Annotated in this window: 25 protein-coding genes and 1 pseudogene; 14 read left to right on the top strand and 12 right to left on the bottom strand. The window is 66.4% G+C overall.

Annotation, left to right across the window (positions count from 1 at the left end; translation table 11 throughout):
- Positions 1-51: 51 nt before the first annotated feature.
- Positions 52-549 carry a metallophosphoesterase gene (locus tag A5622_RS25575; protein WP_066868141.1) on the bottom strand — a complete coding sequence of 166 codons (498 nt, stop codon included), beginning with the start codon at positions 547-549 and terminating at the stop codon, positions 52-54.
- 79 nt (positions 550-628) lie between these two features.
- On the opposite strand from A5622_RS25575, the gene A5622_RS25580 reads away from it, so the two are divergent.
- Genes A5622_RS25580 through A5622_RS25590 form a run of 3 tightly spaced genes read left to right on the top strand, consistent with a single transcriptional unit; the run spans position 629 to position 2033 of the window.
- Entirely contained in the window at positions 629-937 is a 309-nt protein-coding gene (locus tag A5622_RS25580; RefSeq protein WP_066882023.1) for a metal-sensitive transcriptional regulator, read from the top strand.
- Positions 938-965: 28 nt separating this feature from the next.
- A complete protein-coding gene (locus A5622_RS25585; protein WP_066882025.1) occupies positions 966-1580 on the top strand; it encodes a hypothetical protein in 615 nt (204 codons plus the stop codon).
- A gap of 51 nt (positions 1581-1631) precedes the next feature.
- Complete coding sequence (locus tag A5622_RS25590; RefSeq protein ID WP_066868148.1) at positions 1632-2033, top strand: DUF302 domain-containing protein; 402 nt, start codon at positions 1632-1634, stop codon at positions 2031-2033.
- Positions 2034-2068: 35 nt separating this feature from the next.
- On the opposite strand, the gene A5622_RS29890 is transcribed toward A5622_RS25590, so the two are convergent.
- Positions 2069-2242, bottom strand: coding sequence for a hypothetical protein (locus A5622_RS29890; protein ID WP_197498032.1), 174 nt, complete (start codon positions 2240-2242; stop codon positions 2069-2071).
- A gap of 131 nt (positions 2243-2373) precedes the next feature.
- On the opposite strand from A5622_RS29890, the gene A5622_RS25595 reads away from it, so the two are divergent.
- Complete coding sequence (locus tag A5622_RS25595; protein ID WP_066868150.1) at positions 2374-2829, top strand: MaoC family dehydratase; 456 nt, start codon at positions 2374-2376, stop codon at positions 2827-2829.
- Between the two features lie 17 nt (positions 2830-2846).
- Here the strand turns inward: A5622_RS25595 and A5622_RS25600 are convergent, their stop codons facing one another.
- Together A5622_RS25600 and A5622_RS25605 are read right to left on the bottom strand one after the other, a co-directional pair.
- Positions 2847-4142, bottom strand: a complete 1296-nt coding sequence (locus A5622_RS25600) for an acyl-CoA dehydrogenase family protein (RefSeq protein WP_066882102.1) — start codon at positions 4140-4142, stop codon at positions 2847-2849.
- An 81-nt stretch (positions 4143-4223) separates the two neighbouring features.
- Entirely contained in the window at positions 4224-4922 is a 699-nt protein-coding gene (locus A5622_RS25605) for a GAF and ANTAR domain-containing protein (RefSeq protein ID WP_066868154.1), read from the bottom strand.
- Between the two features lie 160 nt (positions 4923-5082).
- Here A5622_RS25605 and A5622_RS25610 point away from each other — a divergent pair, with 160 nt between their 5' ends.
- Positions 5083-5982 (top strand): manganese catalase family protein, encoded by a 900-nt coding sequence (locus A5622_RS25610; protein WP_066882027.1) that lies wholly within the window; start codon positions 5083-5085, stop codon positions 5980-5982.
- 60 nt (positions 5983-6042) lie between these two features.
- Here the strand turns inward: A5622_RS25610 and A5622_RS25615 are convergent, their stop codons facing one another.
- Entirely contained in the window at positions 6043-6621 is a 579-nt protein-coding gene (locus tag A5622_RS25615; protein WP_066882028.1) for a hemerythrin domain-containing protein, read from the bottom strand.
- 85 nt (positions 6622-6706) lie between these two features.
- Positions 6707-7804, bottom strand: a complete 1098-nt coding sequence (locus A5622_RS25620; RefSeq protein WP_066882030.1) for a F420-dependent hydroxymycolic acid dehydrogenase — start codon at positions 7802-7804, stop codon at positions 6707-6709.
- A 51-nt stretch (positions 7805-7855) separates the two neighbouring features.
- On the opposite strand from A5622_RS25620, the gene A5622_RS25625 reads away from it, so the two are divergent.
- Together A5622_RS25625 and A5622_RS25630 are read left to right on the top strand one after the other, a co-directional pair.
- On the top strand, positions 7856-8461 hold the full coding sequence (locus tag A5622_RS25625) for a GNAT family N-acetyltransferase (protein ID WP_066868239.1): 606 nt from the start codon (positions 7856-7858) through the stop codon (positions 8459-8461).
- A 63-nt stretch (positions 8462-8524) separates the two neighbouring features.
- A complete protein-coding gene (locus A5622_RS25630) occupies positions 8525-8872 on the top strand; it encodes a hypothetical protein (RefSeq protein WP_066868241.1) in 348 nt (115 codons plus the stop codon).
- Positions 8873-8906: 34 nt separating this feature from the next.
- On the opposite strand, the gene A5622_RS25635 is transcribed toward A5622_RS25630, so the two are convergent.
- Complete coding sequence (locus A5622_RS25635) at positions 8907-9608, bottom strand: TetR family transcriptional regulator (protein WP_197499698.1); 702 nt, start codon at positions 9606-9608, stop codon at positions 8907-8909.
- A gap of 43 nt (positions 9609-9651) precedes the next feature.
- On the opposite strand from A5622_RS25635, the gene A5622_RS25640 reads away from it, so the two are divergent.
- Entirely contained in the window at positions 9652-10749 is a 1098-nt protein-coding gene (locus tag A5622_RS25640; RefSeq protein ID WP_066882034.1) for a ferredoxin reductase, read from the top strand.
- Positions 10750-10792: 43 nt separating this feature from the next.
- Positions 10793-11908, top strand: a complete 1116-nt coding sequence (locus A5622_RS25645; protein ID WP_066882036.1) for an acyl-CoA desaturase — start codon at positions 10793-10795, stop codon at positions 11906-11908.
- Between the two features lie 42 nt (positions 11909-11950).
- Here the strand turns inward: A5622_RS25645 and A5622_RS25650 are convergent, their stop codons facing one another.
- Both A5622_RS25650 and A5622_RS25655 read right to left on the bottom strand, forming a co-directional pair.
- A complete protein-coding gene (locus A5622_RS25650) occupies positions 11951-13054 on the bottom strand; it encodes a DUF1214 domain-containing protein (protein ID WP_066882038.1) in 1104 nt (367 codons plus the stop codon).
- On the bottom strand, positions 13051-13626 hold the full coding sequence (locus tag A5622_RS25655; protein WP_066882040.1) for a TetR/AcrR family transcriptional regulator: 576 nt from the start codon (positions 13624-13626) through the stop codon (positions 13051-13053). The genes A5622_RS25650 and A5622_RS25655 overlap by 4 nt, the downstream gene beginning before the upstream one ends.
- A gap of 28 nt (positions 13627-13654) precedes the next feature.
- Between A5622_RS25655 and A5622_RS25660 the strand changes: the two genes are divergently transcribed.
- Together A5622_RS25660 and A5622_RS25665 are read left to right on the top strand one after the other, a co-directional pair.
- Positions 13655-14884, top strand: coding sequence for a sulfotransferase (locus tag A5622_RS25660; RefSeq protein ID WP_066882042.1), 1230 nt, complete (start codon positions 13655-13657; stop codon positions 14882-14884).
- A 24-nt stretch (positions 14885-14908) separates the two neighbouring features.
- The gene (locus A5622_RS25665) at positions 14909-15793 is read left to right on the top strand and encodes an alpha/beta fold hydrolase (protein WP_066882044.1); all 885 of its coding nucleotides are present in this window, start codon (positions 14909-14911) and stop codon (positions 15791-15793) included.
- Position 15794: 1 nt separating this feature from the next.
- Here A5622_RS25665 and A5622_RS25670 read toward each other — a convergent pair whose 3' ends face one another.
- Together A5622_RS25670 and A5622_RS25675 are read right to left on the bottom strand one after the other, a co-directional pair.
- Positions 15795-16007, bottom strand: a complete 213-nt coding sequence (locus A5622_RS25670; protein ID WP_066882046.1) for a molybdopterin-binding protein — start codon at positions 16005-16007, stop codon at positions 15795-15797.
- Positions 16008-16090: 83 nt separating this feature from the next.
- On the bottom strand, positions 16091-16696 hold the full coding sequence (locus A5622_RS25675) for a TetR/AcrR family transcriptional regulator (protein ID WP_066868178.1): 606 nt from the start codon (positions 16694-16696) through the stop codon (positions 16091-16093).
- A gap of 142 nt (positions 16697-16838) precedes the next feature.
- Here A5622_RS25675 and A5622_RS25680 point away from each other — a divergent pair, with 142 nt between their 5' ends.
- Positions 16839-18164: a cytochrome P450 gene (locus A5622_RS25680; RefSeq protein ID WP_066882048.1), complete on the top strand. Its 1326-nt coding sequence runs from the start codon at positions 16839-16841 to the stop codon at positions 18162-18164.
- On the opposite strand, the pseudogene msrA reads toward A5622_RS25680, so the two are convergent.
- A pseudogene (gene msrA, locus A5622_RS25685) lies at positions 18156-18696 on the bottom strand (peptide-methionine (S)-S-oxide reductase MsrA); the annotation flags it as partial. The gene A5622_RS25680 and the pseudogene msrA overlap by 9 nt on opposite strands.
- A gap of 87 nt (positions 18697-18783) precedes the next feature.
- Here msrA and A5622_RS25690 point away from each other — a divergent pair.
- Together A5622_RS25690 and A5622_RS25695 are read left to right on the top strand one after the other, a co-directional pair.
- Positions 18784-19290, top strand: coding sequence for a nuclear transport factor 2 family protein (locus A5622_RS25690; RefSeq protein ID WP_066882051.1), 507 nt, complete (start codon positions 18784-18786; stop codon positions 19288-19290).
- Positions 19287-20306 carry an NAD-dependent epimerase/dehydratase family protein gene (locus A5622_RS25695; protein WP_066882053.1) on the top strand — a complete coding sequence of 340 codons (1020 nt, stop codon included), beginning with the start codon at positions 19287-19289 and terminating at the stop codon, positions 20304-20306. The genes A5622_RS25690 and A5622_RS25695 overlap by 4 nt, the downstream gene beginning before the upstream one ends.
- Positions 20307-20311: the final 5 nt, after the last annotated feature.

Here is a 20311-nt window from a genome sequence, read left to right on the forward strand (position 1 = left end):
TCTGTAGCCGAGCTATCTATGTGGGGAAGCTGTGCGTGGGTTATGTACCCGCTACCGGGGCAGGCGATGCAGCGCGACCTCGGTCAGCTCGCCATCCGCGGCGCGCGCCGTCATATAGGTGCAGAAGGGTTGGCGGCGGCGGTCCGTCGGTGACCCGGGATTGAGCAGCCGTAAGCCGTTGTCGGTGGTGGTGTCCCACGGGATGTGGCTGTGCCCGAAGACCAGCACGTGGGTGTCGGGATAGAGCCGCGCCATCCGCGTGTCGCGTCCGGTCGCGGCGCCGGTCTCGTGCACGACCGTCAGCCGGACCCCGGCCAGCGTCACGTCGGCCCGTTCCGGCAGTCGCGCCCGCAGCGCCGCGCCGTCGTTGTTGCCCCAGCACCCCACCAGCCTTGCCGCCCGGGCCTCTAGCTCATCGAGGAATTCGGGTGCTATCCAGTCGCCCGCGTGCACGACGACGTCGGCCGCGGCCACCTCATCCCAGACCTGGGCCGGCAGGTCGCGGGCGCGTTTGGGAATGTGGGTATCGGCAATCAGCAGCAGCCTCACAAACCCATCTTGCGCTAAGCGGGATCGACGGCCGATTGGCCAGCGGCAGATACCCTACGGGGTATGGTATAAAGCAGACATGGTGATCGAAGGTAACGGCAGCGCACCGCGCACGAAAGTCGGTGCGGGGCATCGCCCCGGCGATATCGATGCCGTGCTCACCCGGTTACGCCGGGCGCACGGTCAGCTCGGGGGGGTCATCTCAATGATCGAGCAGGGCCGTGGGTGCAAAGACGTCGTCACCCAGCTGGCTGCGGTGTCAAAGGCCTTGGACCGCGCGGGTTTCAAGATCATCGCCTCGGGCCTGCGCGACTGCATCACGCGAGGGCACGATCAGCCGGCCGTGTCGATCGACGAATTGGAGAAGCTGTTCCTGAGCCTGGCGTGATTGCCTAGCGCGACGAAAAGGAGCGAAAATGTCTGCCGTCCAACGTAATTCGACCAAACCGGCTGCGACGCTGTGGCTGGACCCGGTGTGTCCGTACACGTGGAACACCGCGCGCTGGCTGCGTGCCGTCGCCGAGAAGACCGGGCTGGCCACCGATTGGCGGCTGATGAACCTGGCCGTCCTCAACGAGGGAAGCGAACTGTCGCCCGCGCACCAGGCCCGGATGCGTGACTCGCAGCAGGTCGGGCGGCTGATGGCCGCGATCGTCCGCGACCACGGCAGCGCGGGTTGGACCGCCGCGTATTTCGCCTTCGGCGAGCGGTACTTCGAGCAATCGCAGCCTCTCACCGACTCGCTGGTCGCGGAGGTGCTGGATGCGGCGGGCGTTCGTGACGTCACCCCCGCCGCCACCTCGGACGCAACACTGGACGACATTGTCAGGCGAGCACACCAGGACGGACAGGACGCGCTCGGCGAAACCGGCGGCAGCCCGATCCTGCGTATCGGCGAACACACCTTCTTCGGGCCCGTCCTGACGGCCCTGCCCGACGCCGACGCCGCCCTCGCCCTGTTCGACGCGGTGGCCGCCCTGGCCGCAATTCCCCAGTTCACTCAGCTGCAGCGGCCCCGCACCGCGGCCTAGGCGGGATCGCCGCGCATTTCTGGCTAGTGCCACGCCAAAACAGGAGGACAAATGACATCAGGATTGAGCACCACACTGCACACCTCGTTCGAGGACGCGGTGGATCGGACGACGAAAGCCCTGGCCGACCAGGGTTTCGGCGTACTGACCACCATCGACGTGCAGGCCACGCTGAAGCAAAAGCTCGGCGAGGACATGGAGAACTATTTGATCCTGGGGGCCTGCAACCCGGTGCTGGCGCATCGCGCGCTGGACATCCACCGCGAGATCGGCCAGTTGCTGCCGTGCAACGTGGTGGTGCGGTCCGATCCCGCCGGCGATGCGGATGCGGTTCTGGTCGAGGCGATGGATCCTCAGCTGATGGTCAAAGTGACGGCCGAGCCTGGCGCTCTGCAAGACGTGGCGGACCAGGCCACCGCCAAGCTGCAGGCCGCGATCGGCGCACTCGGGTAGCTTTCGGCGCAGCCCTACCGCCCTCGCGGATGGCGCTAGCCGTCTTGACTGCGGGCTTCGGCGCCCGACTCACCGGCGTCGAAGGAATCGTCGGAGCCCGCCGCGCCCACGTACGAGCCGTCTTCCTCACCCGCGGCGGCGCGGGACTGAGTCTGGTGGTTCTCAGCGTCCACGTCTTCCTCGGTCTTGTGGCCCTTGTGATCTGGCATGGTGGCTTCCTTTTCTGGAGAGGTGGCGTTGCGCGTGGGGTTCCCTCGACAGCTCATCCGAAACGGTGACCTCCGGCGATGACGTGGCGCTCCGGCGCTATTGTTAGCAGCCGAAACCAAGGAGAACTCGAATGCGCACCTTCGAATCAGTTACCGAGCTTGCCGCCGCCGCGGGCGAAGCTCTCGGGCACAGCGACTGGGTCACGATCACCCAGGAAGACGTCAACCTGTTCGCCGATGCGACCGGTGACCACCAGTGGATTCACGTCGACCCGGAACGGGCCGCGTCGGGCCCGTTCGGCACGACCATCGCCCACGGTTTCATGACCTTGGCGCTGCTGCCCCGGCTGCAGCATCAGATCTACACAGTCAACGGCATCAAGCTGGCAATCAACTACGGCCTCAACAAGGTTCGTTTCCCCGCACCGGTTCCGGTCGGCTCCCGGGTACGCGCGCAGAGTTCGTTGGTCAGCGTCGACGACGTCGGTAACGGCGCAGTGCAGGCGACCATCTCGACCACCGTCGAGATCGAGGGATCGGCCAAGCCGGCGTGCGTGGCCGAAAGCGTCGTCCGTTTCGTCGCCTGAGGTCGCGGCGCGCGTAGCTAGAACTCGGCGACGGCGTGTTCGAGCCGCTCGGCCAGTCGCGCCTGCGCTTCGGCGCGCCGGGTCGGTATGTGAGCCGACGGGAAAGGCGTTGTCACCGGCTCGTATTCGCGCAGGGTCCGGCGGGCGACAGTCATCTTGTGCAACTCGGTGGCACCGTCGGCGATACCCAGCGACTCGGCGGCCACCAGCATCTTGACGAACGGCATCTCGTCGGAGACGCCGAGCGCGCCGTGTAGGTGCAGCGCCCGCTGCGCGACATCGTGCAGCACCTGGGGCATCGCCACTTTCACCGCCGCGATGTCGCGCCGCACCTTCTGGTAGTCGTGGTGCTTGTCGATCAACCACGCGGTGCGCAGCACCAGCAGGCGGAACTGCTCGATCTGGATCCAGCTGTCGGCGATCTTCTCCTGGGTCATCTGGAAATCGGACAGCCGGCCGTGCCGGGTCTTGCGGGACACCGCGCGCTCGCACATCATGTCAAAGGCGCTGCGGGCCAACGCAATTGTGCGCATGGCGTGGTGAATCCGGCCGCCCCCGAGCCGGGTCTGCGCGATCATGAACGCCTGTCCCTCGCCACCCAGCACATGGTCGGCGGGTACCCGGACGTCGTTGTAGCGGACGTAGCCGTGGGTGGCGCGCTTTGACGACTCCGCTCCGACGCCGACGTTGCGCACGATCTCGATGCCGGGCGTTTCGGCCGGAACGATGAACAGTGACATCTTGTCGTAGGTGCGGGCCTCGGAATTCGTCACCGCCATGACGATGAAGAACGACGCGTGTTTGGCGTTGGTGGAGAACCACTTCTCCCCATTGATCACCCAGTAGTCGCCGTCTCGGGTTGCGGCGGTGACGAATTGCCCTGGGTCAGAACCGCCTTGCGGTTCGGTCATCGAATAACAGGAGGTGATTTCGCCGTCCAGCAGCGGCTGCAGGTAGCGCGCCTTCTGCTCGTCGGTGCCGAACAGGGCGAGGATCTCGGCATTACCGGAATCCGGTGCCTGACAGCCGAACACCGACGGGGCCCACCGCGAGCGGCCCAGGATCTCGTTGAGCAGCGCCAGCTTGACCTGACCGAAGCCTTGGCCGCCCAACTCCGGGCGCAGGTGCGCGGCCCACAACCCCTGGTCCTTCACCTGCTGCTGCAACGGCCGCAGGATGGCCATCATCTCGGCGTTCTGCTTGTCGTACGGGTCGAGCGCGACCAGATCGAGCGGTTCGAGCTCTTCGGCCATGAATTTTTCAACCCAGTCCAGCCTTGCCTGGTACTCGGGGTCTGTTTCGAAGTCCCACACCGTGGTCAACCAATCCCCGGCGCAACGCCGCGCCGGACTCGTTGATGAAGCCACCCCATCCTAGAGCGGGGCGGCGGAGGTTCAGTCGGCGCTGCGGGTGTCGATCACGCGCTGGGCGACGTCGATGAGCTTGGTCTGGCTTTCCTGGGAAAGCCGGCGCAGCAATTCGAAGGCGCGCACGTCATCGACGCCGTAGCGCTCCATGATGATGCCCTTGGCCTGGCCGATGCGGTCCCGCGTGGACAGGGCCGATTGCATCTGCTGTCCGTGCCGCCCGGCCATGATCGCTGAGGCGGCATGCGCGGCGAACACCGTGCCGATGGTTTCGGCTTCGGTGTCCCACACACCGGGCCGGAAACTGAACAGGTTGAGCGCGCCGGCGGTGCGGTCGGCGGTGTAGAGCTTGAACGAGAGGCTGCTGAGGATGCCATGCTCGACGGCGGCCGGTGCGTATTTCGGCCAGCGAGGCTCGTTGCGGAGATCGTCCGTGCGCACGATCGTCTGCTTCAGCGCGGCGTCGTGGCAGGGGCCCTCATTGAAGTCGTGCTGCAGCTTGTCGAGTTTGGCGACCAGGCTGTCGGTGTCGGCGAGCGATTCGAAATCATCGCCCCCTTTGACCAGCAACACCCCGGCGAGGTCCGCCGCCGGTATCAGTTCCACCGCCGCGGTGGTCACGTCGGCGAGAACCCGGTTGAGCGAACGCGGCACCGCGATCTCCCGGGATAGCTCCGCCATGCGCGTAGCCAGCTCGTGCCGAGCGGCCGCGTCCAAAGGCTCCATGGAACCGGATTCTCCACGATGTCCCACGATGCGTCACCCCCGCGGTCGTCTGAGGTGCCCGAGCGCTGGCCACCGAGAGAGTTGCTGTCGTCCGAGTTTGGGGCAAAAGGCCCCGGGTACCCGGCGTCGACAACCCGATCTCAACCCCCAGGGAGCCCCAGTGTTTGTGCACAACAAAGATCTTCAATTCGAGGTTCGCGTCGACCAACCCGACCCTCGCTTCGCGTCGCTGCTGATGGACCAGTTCGGCGGAGCCAACGGTGAACTCACCGCCGCGCTGCAGTACTTCACCCAGGCATTCGTGCTGCGGCAGAAGAACCCGAAAATGTATGACCTGTTCATGGATATTGCGACCGAGGAGCTCAGCCACCTCGAGATGGTCGGATCGATGATCACGATGTTGCTCGACGGGCTCAACGACAACCTCAAGATCGCCAATGAGAAATGCGACTGGATGCCGGCGGTGGCGGCCAACGGCGGCGGCCGCGACGGCCTGATCCACTCGGTGGCGGTCAACCCGCTGTTCCTGGTGCTCAGTGGCGGTGGGCCGGACGTCAAGGACTCCGGAGGAAACAACTGGACCGGCGCCTACATCGACGCCAACGGTGATCCCACTGTGGACCTGCGCAACAACGTCGCGGCGGAATCGCGCGCCAAGGTCGTCTACGAATATCTCAAGCAGTTCACCGACGACCCCGGCGTGCAGGACACCCTGACGTTCCTGATGACGCGCGAGGTGGCGCACTATCAGCAGTTCACCGCAGCGCTCAACGAGCTCCCGGTGAACTTCCCGCCGGGACAGCTGCCGGGCGACCCGCGCTTCCAGAACGTGGCGTTCAACATGTCCAACGGCGGTGGCGAGTCCATTCGCGGTCCGTGGAACCAAGGACAGGGTCCCTGGCCCGAGGGCACGGAATGGGAGTACGTCGAAAAGCCCGAGGAACAGTGGCTTGGCGGCACCACTCGCAAGAACACCGGCGCCAAGGAGAACCCGCAGGGTTCGCCGGCGGTCAACGCCGAGAAGCCCTTCACCCACGAACAGCACGTTCCCACCGGCTAATTGGAGAAGTGGAAGGGCCGGGCGCCGAATTTTGCTCAGCGCCCGGCCCTTCCCATGTGCTCAGTGCATCTGCGGGTCCGGCGGATTGTCCTCGCCGCGGCCGGTTACCGCGTCGCGGACGTGGTCCACGATCGCCGCCCCCATGCCCATCGTTTTCAGCACAGCCGGGTTGGGCGGCGTGTCGGGGTGCGGCCGGGTCGGAGCGATCTTCTTTGCCGCTTCCAACTTTTCGCCGATCTTCTCCAAATCCTCACGGCTGAGCACGGTTTCGACCTGCGGCCACACCTCATCCTGTTCGTAGGCGATGTGTTCGCGGCCCGCTGTGACGAATTCCTGCAACGCTTCGTGGTAATCCGGGTCGCCCGGCTTGCCGTCCTCGAGACGCTGCAGCAGCTTCTTTCCGGCCTGCTCCTGCTCGAGCGCTTTGTCGACGAGGCCGTCGCCGATCGCTTCGCGCACCGCGGGCCAGAAGAACTGCTCCTCAATGGCTTCGTGCTGCGATTCGGCGATGATGAGGTTGTTCACCATGGTTTCCAGGCCGCTCGCCTGAGCGCCCTCGCCCGACGGCGCCCCGTCGAGCGTTTCCAACAAACCGAGCACACTCTTGTGGTCCTGACGAAGAAAATTGATTGCGTCCATGCGTTGCCTTCCCAGTTGGGGCTGTTAGGAGTTGCGTGCGGATACCCGGGGTAGCGGTGCCGAAACGGGGGGCGGCCGGGGTCCGTCAGTGCAACTTCGGCAAGACGTTGGCGCCGTAGAACTCGATGGCGGCGACGGGATCGTCTTGCGGAAAATGCAGGAACGGAATCGCACCGGCGTCGAGAATCCGCTGCAGGGCGTTGATATGGGGAGCCGGGTCGGTGCCGACCGTCCAGCCGCCCAACACCTTGTCGATGGGGTTGGACTCGGCCGCGCGCTGGATCTCGACGGGGTTGGGTTGATCGACGGCCCCGGCGGTGAAGCGCCACAGCGTGGCGGCCCGGGTCGCGACGGTGTTGTCACCGACGACTGCGAACAGTTCGGCCCGTTTTCCGAGCGTCGCCACGTCACGCCCGGCGGCCCGGGCGCCCGCACCGAAGGCCGCCAACAGCTTTGGATTCGTGACATCGCTCGCCTGGGTGATCCAGCCATCCCCGTACTGTCCGGCCAGTCTCACGCTTTTCGGGCCGGCGGCCGCGACGAAGATCGGCGGGGGCGTCGCCGGAACATCGTAGAGTTTCAGCGAGTTCGTTTGAAAATAGTGGCCGGCGAACGAGATTCGCGAACCACTCCACAGCTGGCGGATCAGCTGTACCGCTTCGGCCAGCCTGTCGTGACGCTCGGCGTAGTTGCCGTAGGTGTTGGTGGTGGCCTGTTCATTGAGCCGTTCGCCGGTGCCGACGCCCAGGAACACCCGGCCGGGATAAAGAATCGCCAGGGACGCGAACGCCTGGGCGACCGTGGCGGGGTGGTAGCGGTAGGTCGGGCAGGTCACCCCGGTGCCGAACGTTACGTGGCTGGTGGCGTTGCCGACGAGCGCTAGGGTCAGCCACGGGAACATCGCGTGGCCTTCGTTGTCCTGCCACGGCTGAATGTGGTCGCTGGCCCATACGTGTTGGAAGCCGGCGCGTTCGGCCGCCTTAGCCTGCGCAACCAGCTGGTCGGTGCGGAACTGCTCGTGCGAGAGGACAAAGCCCACGCCCTTGCCCGGTGGGGGCGCCGGCCCGCTGGACTTGCCCTGCTCGGCAGCCGGTTTCGCGCATCCCTGCGCCAGCCCGGCGGGCCCGAGCACGCCGGCGCCGGCCGCTATCCGCCCGAACGCTCGCCGCGAGATGCCGGTCACCGGGTCGGCATACCCGTCACGCCGGGCCTCACACGCACTAGCGTGGTGCAGATGACCCCGCAGGTCCGCCCGGCAGTGAAAGCCGACGTCCGCACGCTGTCGCGCACCCTGGCCCGCGCGTTCTACGACGACCCGGTGATGATCTGGCTGATGCCCGATCAGGACAAGCGGATCGCGCAGCTGTCCCGGTTGTTCGCGACGATGACCCGCCATCATCACCTGGCCCGCGGCGGCGTGGAGGTGGCCGGTGCGGGGGCGGACATCGTTGCGGCGGCGCTGTGGGATCCGCCGGATCAGTGGCAAGAGACGCCGCGGGGCCAGCTGGCGATGACGCCGACGTTCATCCGGGTGTTCGGCCTGCGCTCGATGCGGGGACGCGCCGTACAGGAATTGATGAAAAGCGTGCATCCCGAGGAGCCGCACTGGTACCTGGCGGTGATCGGCAGCGATCCGGCGGTTCGCGGCAAGGGATTTGGTCAGGCGTTGATGCGGTCGCGGTTGGACCGCTGCGACGCCGAGTACTGCCCGGCCTATCTCGAGTCGAGCAAGCCCGAAAATGTGCCGTACTACGAGCGTTTCGGCTTCAGCGTCACCCGTGAGATCGTGCTGCCGGACGGCGGGCCGAGCCTGTGGGCCATGTGGCGTCCGCCACGGTAGGAGCGCGGCCGGAGGCCTGCCGCCCGCGTTTAACCCCCCGACGCCGCGGGCAACCGGATGGGCATGAGCGATAACCCCCAGGCCGACGTGGATCCCGCGGACTTCCCCGAGGAGGGTGGCCCGGGTGACACCTTGAACCCGAGCGAAGGCACCGACTCGGACGAGTTGCGCAACGACGACGGCGACATCGTCGTCGACCCGCCTGAGGGCTGGAGCGAGGCCGACCGGTTCGGCATGACCGCCAGAGAAGAACGCGAGGGCGAATCCCTCGACGCCCGACTGGCGGCCGAGGAGCCCGACGTCCCCGATGCCATTGAGCCGGTCGACGACGGTCCCCGGCGCGCCCACCGGGGCCAGATCGACGGCACCCCCGAGGACGGCGACTCGCTCTACGAGGTCGTCGACGAGTAAGTCAGTGCTCGGCTGTTTACTGCAGCCGATCGGATCAGGGCGTGCTGCGCCAGCCGGCGATGCCGGTCGCGATCATCCGCAACTGCTTGACCGCGAGCCGGCGAATGTCCTCGGTTGCCTCGGCGCTCTGCGAATCCTCGATGGCCTCCGCGATGACGATCATGGCGTTGACGAACAGGGTCGCCAGCACGTTGAGATCCTCGGTGGTCCACTTGTTCAGGCCCGGGAATCGCGCCAGGTCGGTGGCCAGCTCGGACGTGATCAGCCGGATCTCGGTACGGATGGCGTAGCGCAGCACCGACAAGCCGCTGTTGCGCTCGCGGCCGATGAGCCGCCAGTGTTCGCGCCTGTCGGCGACGCTGGCGACCAGGATCTCGACGGACGACTCGATCACCCGGTTCGGGTCGAGCTTTCCGGCACGCGCGTCGCGCAGCGTGTCGCGCAGGCTCCGGAACGACTCGTCGATCAGGACCAGCCCCAGGGCCTCCATCGATTCGAAATGCCGGTAGAACGCCGCCGGAACGATCCCGACCTCCCGCGTCACCTCGCGCAGGCTCAAACTGGAGAAGCTGCGGTCCTGCAGGAGCTTGAGTGCCGCGGCGATGATGGCCCGGCGCGTCGCCTCCTTGCGCTCCTCGCGCGACTGGCTTTCCCGTGTGCGTTCGCGCCCCGCGCCCCGTCCCCGTGAGCTAGGAGTACGGCTGTTCACTGTGTGAACCCTACCACAGCCAGGCATTAAACCCTTGACTGCATGGCCTCCGCGGTCGCACGGTGTACATATGTTCACTCAAACCGCTCAAGCTTCTGGCCGAGTCCTCGCGCGGACCCTTCGGCAGCGCGTGTTGGGTTCAGAGCTGCTAGACCTGCTGACCGGCCCGCACGGCGTCGACCGCTACACCGAACTGGTGGCGCCCACCTGGACGCTGGGCGAGGCCCGCGCCAAGGTGACCGACGTGCGCCGGGCCACGCCCCGCAGCGTCACCCTGACCCTGACCCCCAACGACACCTTCCTGGCCGCCCACACCCTCAAGGCCGGACAGTACGTCAACCTGACCGTGGAGATCGACGGCCGCCGCCACACCCGGTGCTATTCGCCCGCCAACGCCGAAGGCGGTACCACCCTCGAGCTGACGATCGGTCGGCACGACGGCGGCCTGGTCTCGAACTATCTTTACGAACACGCCCACCGCGGGATGGTGGTCGGTCTCGCCGGGACCGGCGGTGACTTCACGCTGCCGGGACCGCAAACCCCGCGGCGCATCCTCTTCGTCTCGGGCGGAAGCGGAATCACCCCGGTGATGTCGATGCTGCGGACCCTCGTCGCCCAGGGCCACGACGGCGAAATCGCATTCATTCACTACGCGCGCACGCCGGCCGAGGCCTGCTACCGCGACGAGCTGAAGGCGATGCCCGGCGTGCGGGTGCTGCACGGCTACACCCGCTCCGAGGGCGGCGACCTCGCCGGACGCTTCGGTGCCGAGCACCTGGCCACCGCGATGCCGTCACCCGATGCGGTATTCGTCTGCGGCCCGGACGCTTTGGTCGAGGCGGTCCGATCGCACTGCGACAACGTGTACACCGAGAGCTTCGTGCCGCCGGCCTTCGATGTGCCGGCGAATCCCTCGGGCGGTCGAGTCACGTTCTCCGACAGCGGTGTTGACGTCGTCGACGACGGGCGCCCGCTGTTGGAGCAGGCCGAAGCGGCCGGGCTCTCACCCGAAAACGGATGCCGAATGGGCATCTGCCACACCTGCACGCGGCGTAAAACCGCCGGCACCGTGCGCAACCTGGTCACCGGTGCGGTCTCGACCGCTCCCGACGAGGACGTGCAGATCTGCGTGTCCGTTCCGGTCGGTGACGTGGACCTGTCGCTATAGCGACCGACCATTCCAGCCCCTGAAAACTTCTGGAGGACAAACAATGTCGAACGCCAAGATTGCCCTGACGCCCGAACAGGCCGATGCATTCGGCCGGGAACTCGACGCCATCAAGGAACGTGTGATGGCAGAACTCGGCGAACAGGACGCCGACTACATCCGCCGCGTCATCAAGGCCCAGCGTGCGCTGGAGGTCGGTGGCCGGGCGCTGTTGTTCGCCGGGTTCCTGCCCCCGGCTTGGCTGGCGGGCACCGCGATGCTGGGCCTGTCGAAGATCCTGGACAACATGGAGATCGGCCACAACATCATGCACGGCCAGTACGACTGGATGCGCGATCCGGCCATCTCCGGGCGCACCTTCGAGTGGGACACGGCGTGCCCGGCCGACCAATGGCGCCACTCGCACAACTACATGCATCACACCCACACCAACATCGTGGGGATGGACCGCGACATCGGCTACGGAATCCTGCGGATGAGCGAAGACCAGCGCTGGCAGCCGTACTTCCTCGGCAACCCGATCTACGCGTTCCTGCTGATGGTGTTGTTCCAGTACGGCGTTGCGCTGCACGAGCTGGAAACCGAGCGCATCCGCTCCGGCGAGATCCGGCTCCAGGACAAGCGTGAGGTGCTGCGGGAGATCTGGCGCAAGACCCGTCGGCAGACCCTGAAGGACTACGTCGCCTTCCCGCTGCTGGCCGGTCCCTTTGCGCCGTTCGTCTTCACCGGCAACCTGACCGCCAACCTGATGCGCAACGTGTGGTCGTACATGATCATCTTCTGCGGCCACTTCCCGGACGGAACACAGGAATTCACCGTCGAGGAAACCAAGGACGAGTCACGCGGCATGTGGTACTTCCGCCAGATCCTCGGCTCGGCAAACCTGACCGGCGGCAAGATCTTTCACCTGCTGTCCGGCAACCTCTCGCACCAGATCGAGCACCACCTGTTCCCGGACATGCCGGCCCGCCGCTACGCCGACATCGCGCCGGAGGTGCAGGAGATCTGCGAGCGCTACGGCATCCCCTATAACCGCGGTCCGCTGCTGCGTCAGTTCGGCACCGTCGTCCGCAAGATCGTCCGGCTGACCTTCCCGGACTCGTGGGCGCCAAAGGCCGGCGTCGAAAAGTCGCCCGAGCCCGAGCCGATCGCCGCGTAAATCCACATTGGCTGGGCCGCGCAATCGAGTTCCAGGGGCGGCCTAGGTGACGGCCGTCGGCGCGTCGACCGCCTTGACGAGCTTCACCTCGGGCCGTTGCGGCACGCCGTCGGCAAGGAACCAGCGAAAAGCCAGATTCCCGCGTGGATAGCCCAGCGTGGTAAGCGAATTGGGATGCGCGGTCGGGCCCGCGGACAAGACGACCGTCACCGAACCGTCACTGTTCGCCACGGCGCTGCGGCCGTTCAGGGAGCACCGGGCGTCCCGGGCGCCGAACGTCGCCATGAACTGGTTCCACACCACCAGGTTCCAGAACCTGCACGACGGCGGTCGGTGCGTGATCACCAGCGCCTCGTCCTCATCGAGCACGAAACTGCCGTACGAGTAGCAGGCGTCGCGCGCCGACCACCCGAAATTGGCGTCCGGCACCTGATAGGGATCGGCGAATTCATTAGCCGCGTGGGCGGTTTCGTGCCCGAGCGCGTGTTGGTCGGCCACCCGATTTCCCACGGCCAGCGGCACGATGGCGAACATGGTGCGCAGCCAGGTGGCGGCGGCGCGCAGGTTCGTCGCGGTCTCGGCGTCGCCGTGCCGGATCGGGTCGGGCTCGTCGAGCGCCTCGATGTGCCACGTCACCGGGCGGCCGGCCAGGGGATCGGCCTGGTAGTCGCGGGTCATCAGCACGGCCGCGTCGGGCGTGGCGGGAAAGTCGAAGGCGAAGTCGCCGTCGGCGTCGATGTCGAGATCGGTGTCGCGGACGATCGCCACCACCCGGTCCGACCAGGCGCCGGGCGTCGGCTCGTTGTACGCCGTCACCGAAAAGTACACGCTGTCACCCCTATTGCCGCTGATGCGGTATCGACGGGCGGGATCGACCGGGCATATGTAGTAGTAGGCATCGGTGTTGTCCCCGCCCCAGCGGCGGTCGCGGCGGAAAGGCGTGTTCACCGCGACGAACTGGGGCCGACCCGGTTCGGGGAACAGGTAGGTGTCCAGGGCCACGCCCAGGGTGGCGGCCAGCATCCGGTAGCCGTCGGCGACGTGCCGGTCGTCGGTGACGGCACGGTCACCTTCGAGGAACGAGTGGCCCAGTTCGCCAAGCGTTTTCAGCAATTCCTGCCACGCCTCGGTCGATTGGTGCGTCATGCGCTGATTCCTTTCAGGAGCAACCTGGTGGTGCGATCGACCCACGCCTCGTCGAGTTCGGTGACGCGGGTGAGCAGGGCGACCAGCGTGACGCCGGCGATCGTCTCGGCCAGTTCGGCGGCGGTCACGTCCGAGCGCACCTCACCGCGCAGCGCAGCGGCCGCCAGCCAGTCGGCGAGCCCGCCGCCGATGACCCCGGCGAAGCGCTCCAGCAACGCCGAGTGCAGCGTCGGGTCCGCGGCCAGCTCGCCGATCAGCCCGGGCAGGGCCGCCCTGGCGGCCGGTGTGGTGAGGAAAGCCATTGTGCGGCGGACCATCTCGCGCAAGCCCTCGGCCGTCGACCCGGTATCGGGGATGGCCGTTCCGGCGCCGATCGGGAATACCGCCTCGTGCACCAGGTGCGCCTTACTGGGCCAGCGGCGGTAGATGGCGGGCTTGCTGGTGCCGGCGCGTTCGGCGATGGCGGAGACCAGCAAGCCGGGGTAGCCGGTTTCGGCCAGCAGCTCGACGGTCGCCCGAAGCACCGCGGCGTCGATCCGGGGATCACGGGGTCTGCCAAAATCCACAACCATTACGAAACTCAGAGTAACATAAGTCGCCGTGACCGTTCGCCTTGACGACCTGGCCTCGCCCCGCTTCAGCGCCGAGGGCCAGCAGATCCTGGACATGATGGCCTCGATGGCGCCCGAGTGCCCGTTGGATGCCGCCGCGCTGCACGCGCGGGCCAGCGCCGACACCGGCCTGGACGACTTCGGGCCCGACGACTACCGGGAACGCCTCGAGGTCTACCTCGCCGCCCTGCGCGAGATCGACGGACTGCACGACGCGGGGAGGGTGAACTTCTACGGGCAACTCCTGCAAGTCCTCAAGAATCGGTTGCTGTTGACCGACCTGCTGAGGCGCCATCCCGAGATCAACGAGATCGAACTGCGTTCACCGGTGGTCATCGCCGGGCTGCCCCGCACCGGCACCACACACCTGCACAATCTGCTGGCCGCGCCGCCGACGTTCCGTACCATGCCGTACTGGGAAAGCAACGAACCGTTCCCGATGCCGAATGAGGTTGACGTTCAACCTGATCCGCGTCGGACCCGGATGGACGTCGCGGTCGGGGTGATCAACATGGTGATGCCGCATTTCGCGCTGATGCACGAGATGACCACCGATCACGTCCACGAAGAGATCCAGCTGCTGGCCAACGACGTGTCGACGATGCTGCTGGAGACGCTCGCCGACGTCCCCCGCTGGCGCGACTACTACCAGGCGCACGACCAGACACCGCACTACCAATACCTGGCCACCCAACTCCGGGCGATGCAGTACCTGCGCGGTGGTCGGCGCTGGCTGCTCAAATCGCCCCAACACCTCGAGCAGGTGCCGGTCCTGGATCGGGTCTTTCCCGACAGCGTCGTGGTGTTCACCCACCGCGACCCCGTCCCGGTGGCACTGTCGATGATCGCGATGATCACCTACTCCGCCCGCATGCACCGCTCGCCGGTGCCGGTGGAGCGGATCGCCAATTCCTGGATCGACCGCCTCGATCAGATGCTCACCGCACTCATCCGCGATCGCGACACCATCGGTCCGGACCGCTCGATCGACATCCGCTTCGACGACTTCATGGCCGACGAAATCGGCGTGGCCGAACGGGTCTATGCCCTGGCCGGCGAACCGTTCACCGACGAGGCGCGCAAGGCCGTCGACGACTACCTGACGGGCCACCGGCGCGGACGGCTGGGCAACGTCGAGACGTCATACGAGATGTTCGGGCTGAACGAGGAGAGCCTGCGGAAGCGCTTCGCGCCCTACGTCGAGCGGTTCCTGAAATAGGCGCAGTGCGCTAGCTTTTCATGCATGGTCACCATGCCCGCGCTGGACGGCGTCGAACACAGGTACGTCGAGCTGGGAAGCGGCGTCACCATCCATGTCGCGGATGCCGGTCCGGCCGACGGACCGGCCGTCATGCTGGTGCACGGCTTCCCGGAGAACTGGTGGGAATGGCACGAGCTGATCGGTCCGCTGGCCGCCGATGGTTACCGGGTGGTGTGTCCCGACCTGCGGGGTGCGGGCTGGAGTTCGGCGCCGCGCTCGCGGTACCTGAAGGCGGAGATGGCCGAGGACCTTGCGGGCGTGCTGGACGACTTGGGCATCGCCAAAGTGAAGCTGGTCGCCCACGATTGGGGCGGGCCCGCGGCTTTCATCATGATGTTGCGCCATCCGGAGAAGGTGACGGGCTTTTTCGGACTCAACACCGTGGCGCCCTGGGCGAAGTTCGATTTGGCGGCGGTCCGCGACCTCTGGCGCTTCTGGTATCAGGTCCCGATGTTGCTGCCCGTGATCGGACCTCGGGTGCTCAGCGATCCCCACTGGCGGTTTCCCCGGATCCTGGGTTCGTGGGTCGGCGGCGGGTTCCCGCTGCCCGAGGACAGCGTGCGGTTATACGCGGAGTGCATGCGCGAGCCAGGGCACGCGGAGGCCGGATCGCGGTGGTATCGCAGCTTCCAGACCACAGAGATGCGCAGCTGGCTGGGGGGTGAGTACGACGATCACCGAGTCGACGTACCGGTGCGCTGGCTGAGCGGTACCGATGATCCGGTGATCACTCCGCGGCTTCTGGACGGATACGCCGACCACATAAGCGATTTCGAGGTGGAGCTGGTCGACGGAGTCGGTCACTGGATCGTCGCGCAACGACCCTATTTGGTGCTGGATCGGTTGCGCGGGTTCATGAAACTCTGAGTCAGTCGACGCCGATGGTGACTTCGGTCGACTTGATGAACACCGTTGCCTTCTGACCGACCTGAAGGCCGAGGTCGGTCGCGGCATCCTTGGTGACCGACGACGTGATCACCTGGTCGCCGCCGTCGAGAGTCACCTTGACCACCGCCATCACCGTGCCGAGATCGACCTCGGTGATGGTCCCCTTGAGCTGATTTCGGGTTGAAAGCCGCATCGCTAGGTCCTCCGTTTCCGCGCAAGCCATTCCGGCGATGAGCCTAGGCCCCGAAAACCACTCGCGCGATGGGTTCTACGCCGTCAGTGCCGGGGCCCCAACAGCGCGACGGAGGCATCCACGGCCGGTTCGACGATCTCACGGACGGCCCGACCGTCTTCGACCGCAAGCGCGGTGAGCTCACGCAGACCGCCCAACAGGATCACGGCCAACGGCGCCGTCAACGGAGGCAGCTTGGCGCGCCGAAATCCGGGACTGGCGCTGAGGTCGATCAGCAGGCTGGTCAGCAACTGCAGCCCGCGGCGCTGGACCGGGCGAGCGGCCGCACCCAGCGAGGGCAGTTCGCGGATCCAGCTCAACGTGATGGCCGGGCGGGCCTCGATGTATCCCACATAGGCCTCGACCGCCTGACGGATCTGGACGTGCCAATCGGCGTCGGGATCGACCGATGCCGCGATCTTGGCGCCCAACTTTTCGATGTCGACGGCCAGCAGCTCCAGAAAGCACTCTTCCTTGCCGCCGAAGTGGTCGTAGAAGGTGCGCTTGGAGGTCCGTGCGTAGCGGACGACGTCGGCGACCGTGCTGGCGCGGTAACCGCGCTCGCTGATCGAGGTGGCGAGGCCGTCGAGCAACCGGATTCGAAACGGATCGACCTCGCCGAGATCGGGGTCGCCGGCCGTTGCTGTCATTGCTGAGGTCACGGCCAGCGCCCCCGTTCGGTTCGAAACGCATCTTGTCAGCTTTGGTACTGCAGAGTACCGTACTCGGAAAAGGTCCGTGGTACATCGCGGTACCAACTCCGGCCCGGCAGATGTGGGGAGCAATGACGCCATGAGTGAACTAGCCACCGTCCCATCAGCCGCGGCCCATTTGCCACCTGCCGTCCGAAGCCCGAAGCTATTGCAGGGCATCGGCTTTGCCGCGTCACGACGAATGATGATGCGACGCCTGTCACGCCGTTATGGCAACGTCTTCACGCTGCGCCTGCCGATGTGGGGGCGTGTCATCATGGTCAGCGACCCTCAGCTGGCTAAGCAGATCTTCACCACCAGCCCAGACGAACTCGGCAACATCCAGCCCAATTTGAGCAGGCTGTTCGGCTCCGGCTCGGTATTCGGGCTCGAGGGTGATGACCACCGGCGGCGGCGGCGGCTGCTGGCGCCGCCGTTTCACGGCAAGAGCATGAAGAATTACGAGGCCATCATCGAAGAAGAGACGCTGCGCGAGATGGCCGACTGGCCGGAGGGCAGGTCATTCCCGACGCTGCCGCCGATGATGCGAATCACGCTCAACGCGATCCTGCGCGCGGTCTTCGGCGCCGAGGGCGCCGAACTCGACGAGCTACGCCGCCTCATCCCGCCGTGGGTCACCCTGGGTTCACGCCTTGCGGCGCTACCGAAGCCGAAGCGCTATTCCCGGTTCGGCCTATGGGGCCGGCTGGACAAGTGGCGGCGTCAATACGACGACGTCATCGAGAAGCTGATCGCCGCGGAGCGGGCCGACCCGGAGTTCGCCGAGCGGACCGACGTGCTCGCGCTGCTGCTGCGCAGCACCTACGACGACGGTGCGGCCATGTCACACAAGGAGATCGGTGACGAGCTCCTGGCTCTGCTGGCCGCCGGGCACGAGACCACCGCCTCAACGCTGGCTTGGGCATTCGAGCGGATCAGCCGGCACCCGGAGCTGCTGGCGAGGCTTGTCGAGGAGGCCGACGGGGCCAGTGATGGCGGCAACGAGCTGCGCCAGGCGACGATCCTGGAGGTCCAGCGAGCAAGGACCGTCATCGATTTCGCCGGTCGCCATGTCTACCCCGAGGCCTACCGGCTCGGCGAATGGGTGATCCCGCGCGGCTATTCGATCATCGTCGGCATCGCCCAGATACACGACAACCCCGATGTGTTCCCCGATCCCGGACGGTTCAACCCGCAACGGTTCATCGACACGAAACCGTCGGCGCTGTCGTGGATCCCGTTCGGCGGCGGGACGCGTCGGTGCGTTGGGGCGGCGTTCGCGAACATGGAAATGGACGTCGTGCTACGAACGGTGTTGCGAAACTTGACCATTGAGACGACGGACGCTCCCGGCGAGCGCTGGCACGGCCGCGGGGTCGCGTTCACCCCGAAGGACGGCGGCCGAATCGTGATGCGCCGCCGCTGAACTCGGCGCTAGGCTCCGCCTACTGGCCGGCGGCCGCGCGACGCGGCAGTTTCCAGCCCGGGCGGATGAAGTGGCAGGTGTACCCGTTGGGGTAGTGCTGCAGGTAGTCCTGGTGCTCGGGTTCGGCTTCCCAGAAGTCGCCGGCCGGGCTGACCTCGGTCACCACCTTGCCGGGCCATAGCCCCGATGCCTCGACATCGGCGATGGTGTCCAGCGCGATCCGCTTCTGGTCCTCGTCCAGATAGAAGATGGCCGACCGGTAACTGGTGCCCCGGTCGTTGCCCTGCCGGTCTTTCGTTGTCGGATCGTGGATCTGGAAGAAGAACTCCAGGATCGTGCGGTAGTCGGTGACCGCCGGGTCGTAGATGATCTCGATGGCTTCGGCGTGGGTGCCGTGATTGCGGTAGGTCGCATTGGGGACGTCACCGCCGGTGTAACCGACCCGCGTCGAAACCACGCCCGGCTGCTTGCGGATCAGTTCCTGCATCCCCCAGAAGCAGCCGCCGGCGAGAATCGCTTTCTGGTTGGTCATGCTTCGTCCTCCATAACCGGCTAGCACTCGGGCAGGAACAAGGCCAGGCTACACTCCGCCGATGAGCTGCAATGGTGCCGCGAAATCATGAACACGCCGAAGTTCTCGCGTAGCGAACTGGCCGCCGCGTTCGAGAAGTTCGAAGCGACCGTCGATGCGGCGGCGCGGTCGCAGGACTGGGACGCGTGGGTGCAGCACTACACGCCCGATGTGGTCTACATCGAACACGCGGCGGGCACCATGCACGGCCGCGACGAGGTCCGCGAGTGGATCAGCAGGACGATGGGCAGCTTTCCCGGCAGCCACATGGTCGCTTTCCCGTCGCTGTGGTCGGTGATGGACGAGGCCACCGGGCGCATCATCATGGAGCTCGACAACCCGATGCGCGATCCGGGCGACGGCACCGTCATCAGCGCGACGAACATCTCGATCATCACCTACGCCGGTGACGGCCTGTGGCGTCAACAGGAAGACATCTACAACCCGTTGCGCTTCGTGCGGGCGACGTTGAAGTGGTGCCGCAAGGCCCAAGAGCTCGGCACCCTCGACGAGGAAGCCGCGCGTTTCATGGATCAGTACGGAGGGGCCCAGTGACCACCAGACCCAAGCTCGTCATCGGCGCCAACGGCTTCCTGGGTTCGCACGTGACCCGCCAGCTCGTCGCCGACGGTTTCGAAGTCCGGGCCATGGTGCGGCCGAACGCCAACACGCGCTCCATCGACGACCTGGACGTCACCCGGTTTCACGGCGACGTGTTCGACACCGCCGTGCTGCGCGAGGCGATGGACGGCGTGGATGACGTCTACTACTGCGTCGTCGACACCCGCGCCTGGCTGCGCGACACCTCTCCGCTGTTTCGCACCAACGTCGAGGGGCTGCGCAACGTCCTCGATGTGGCAATCGCGCAACCCGGCCTGCGCCGGTTCGTCTTCACCAGCACCTACACGACCGTCGGCCGGCGCCGCGGGCACGTGGCGACCGAAGACGACGTCGTGGGCAGTCGCGGGCTGTCGGACTACGTCAAGTCCCGGGTGCAGGCCGAGAACCTGGTGATGCGTTACGTGGCCGAGTCCGGCCTGCCCGCGGTGGCGATGTGCGTGTCGACGACATACGGCGACGGCGATTGGGGTCGCACCCCGCACGGTGCGTTCATCGCCGGCGCGGTCTTCGGCAAGCTGCCCTTCACGATGGAGGGCATCCAGCTGGAGGTCGTGGGCGTCACCGACGCGGCCCGGGCCATGATCCTGGCCGCCGAACGCGGCCGCATCGGCGAGCGATACCTGATCTCCGAGCGGATGATCGCGTTGAAAGAGGTGGTCCGGATCGCGGCCGACGAGGCCGGGGTGCCGCCGCCGCGGCGCTCGATCTCCGTTCCGATGCTCTACGCCCTGGGTGCGCTGGGCGACCTGCGGGCCCGGCTCACCGGCAAGGACGCCGAACTCAGCCTCGCCTCGGTGCGCATGATGCGTGCCGAAGCGCCCGTCGACCACAGCAAGGCCGTGCGCGAATTGGGTTGGCAGCCTCGCCCGGTCGAGGAATCCATTCGCGAGGCGGCCCGCTTCTGGGCGGCGATGCGAAATGCCAAGGGTAAGAGCGCGACTCCCGGCTGAACGCC

This window comes from Mycobacterium sp. 1245801.1 (assembly GCF_001673055.1).
Lineage (GTDB): Bacteria > Actinomycetota > Actinomycetes > Mycobacteriales > Mycobacteriaceae > Mycobacterium > Mycobacterium europaeum_A.

Coding starts and splice junctions, on each gene's coding strand:
- A5622_RS25580 (WP_066882023.1), top strand. CDS start 629: ATGGTGATCGAAGGTAACGGCAGCGCACCGCGCACGAAAGTCGGTGCG.
- A5622_RS25585 (WP_066882025.1), top strand. CDS start 966: ATGTCTGCCGTCCAACGTAATTCGACCAAACCGGCTGCGACGCTGTGG.
- A5622_RS25590 (WP_066868148.1), top strand. CDS start 1,632: ATGACATCAGGATTGAGCACCACACTGCACACCTCGTTCGAGGACGCG.
- A5622_RS29890 (WP_197498032.1), bottom strand. CDS start 2,242: ATGCCAGATCACAAGGGCCACAAGACCGAGGAAGACGTGGACGCTGAG.
- A5622_RS25595 (WP_066868150.1), top strand. CDS start 2,374: ATGCGCACCTTCGAATCAGTTACCGAGCTTGCCGCCGCCGCGGGCGAA.
- A5622_RS25605 (WP_066868154.1), bottom strand. CDS start 4,922: ATGGAGCCTTTGGACGCGGCCGCTCGGCACGAGCTGGCTACGCGCATG.
- A5622_RS25615 (WP_066882028.1), bottom strand. CDS start 6,621: ATGGACGCAATCAATTTTCTTCGTCAGGACCACAAGAGTGTGCTCGGT.
- A5622_RS25625 (WP_066868239.1), top strand. CDS start 7,856: ATGACCCCGCAGGTCCGCCCGGCAGTGAAAGCCGACGTCCGCACGCTG.
- A5622_RS25630 (WP_066868241.1), top strand. CDS start 8,525: ATGAGCGATAACCCCCAGGCCGACGTGGATCCCGCGGACTTCCCCGAG.
- A5622_RS25635 (WP_197499698.1), bottom strand. CDS start 9,608: ATGCCTGGCTGTGGTAGGGTTCACACAGTGAACAGCCGTACTCCTAGC.
- A5622_RS25640 (WP_066882034.1), top strand. CDS start 9,652: ATGTTCACTCAAACCGCTCAAGCTTCTGGCCGAGTCCTCGCGCGGACC.
- A5622_RS25645 (WP_066882036.1), top strand. CDS start 10,793: ATGTCGAACGCCAAGATTGCCCTGACGCCCGAACAGGCCGATGCATTC.
- A5622_RS25650 (WP_066882038.1), bottom strand. CDS start 13,054: ATGACGCACCAATCGACCGAGGCGTGGCAGGAATTGCTGAAAACGCTT.
- A5622_RS25655 (WP_066882040.1), bottom strand. CDS start 13,626: ATGGTTGTGGATTTTGGCAGACCCCGTGATCCCCGGATCGACGCCGCG.
- A5622_RS25665 (WP_066882044.1), top strand. CDS start 14,909: ATGGTCACCATGCCCGCGCTGGACGGCGTCGAACACAGGTACGTCGAG.
- A5622_RS25670 (WP_066882046.1), bottom strand. CDS start 16,007: ATGCGGCTTTCAACCCGAAATCAGCTCAAGGGGACCATCACCGAGGTC.
- A5622_RS25675 (WP_066868178.1), bottom strand. CDS start 16,696: ATGACAGCAACGGCCGGCGACCCCGATCTCGGCGAGGTCGATCCGTTT.
- A5622_RS25680 (WP_066882048.1), top strand. CDS start 16,839: ATGAGTGAACTAGCCACCGTCCCATCAGCCGCGGCCCATTTGCCACCT.
- A5622_RS25690 (WP_066882051.1), top strand. CDS start 18,784: ATGAACACGCCGAAGTTCTCGCGTAGCGAACTGGCCGCCGCGTTCGAG.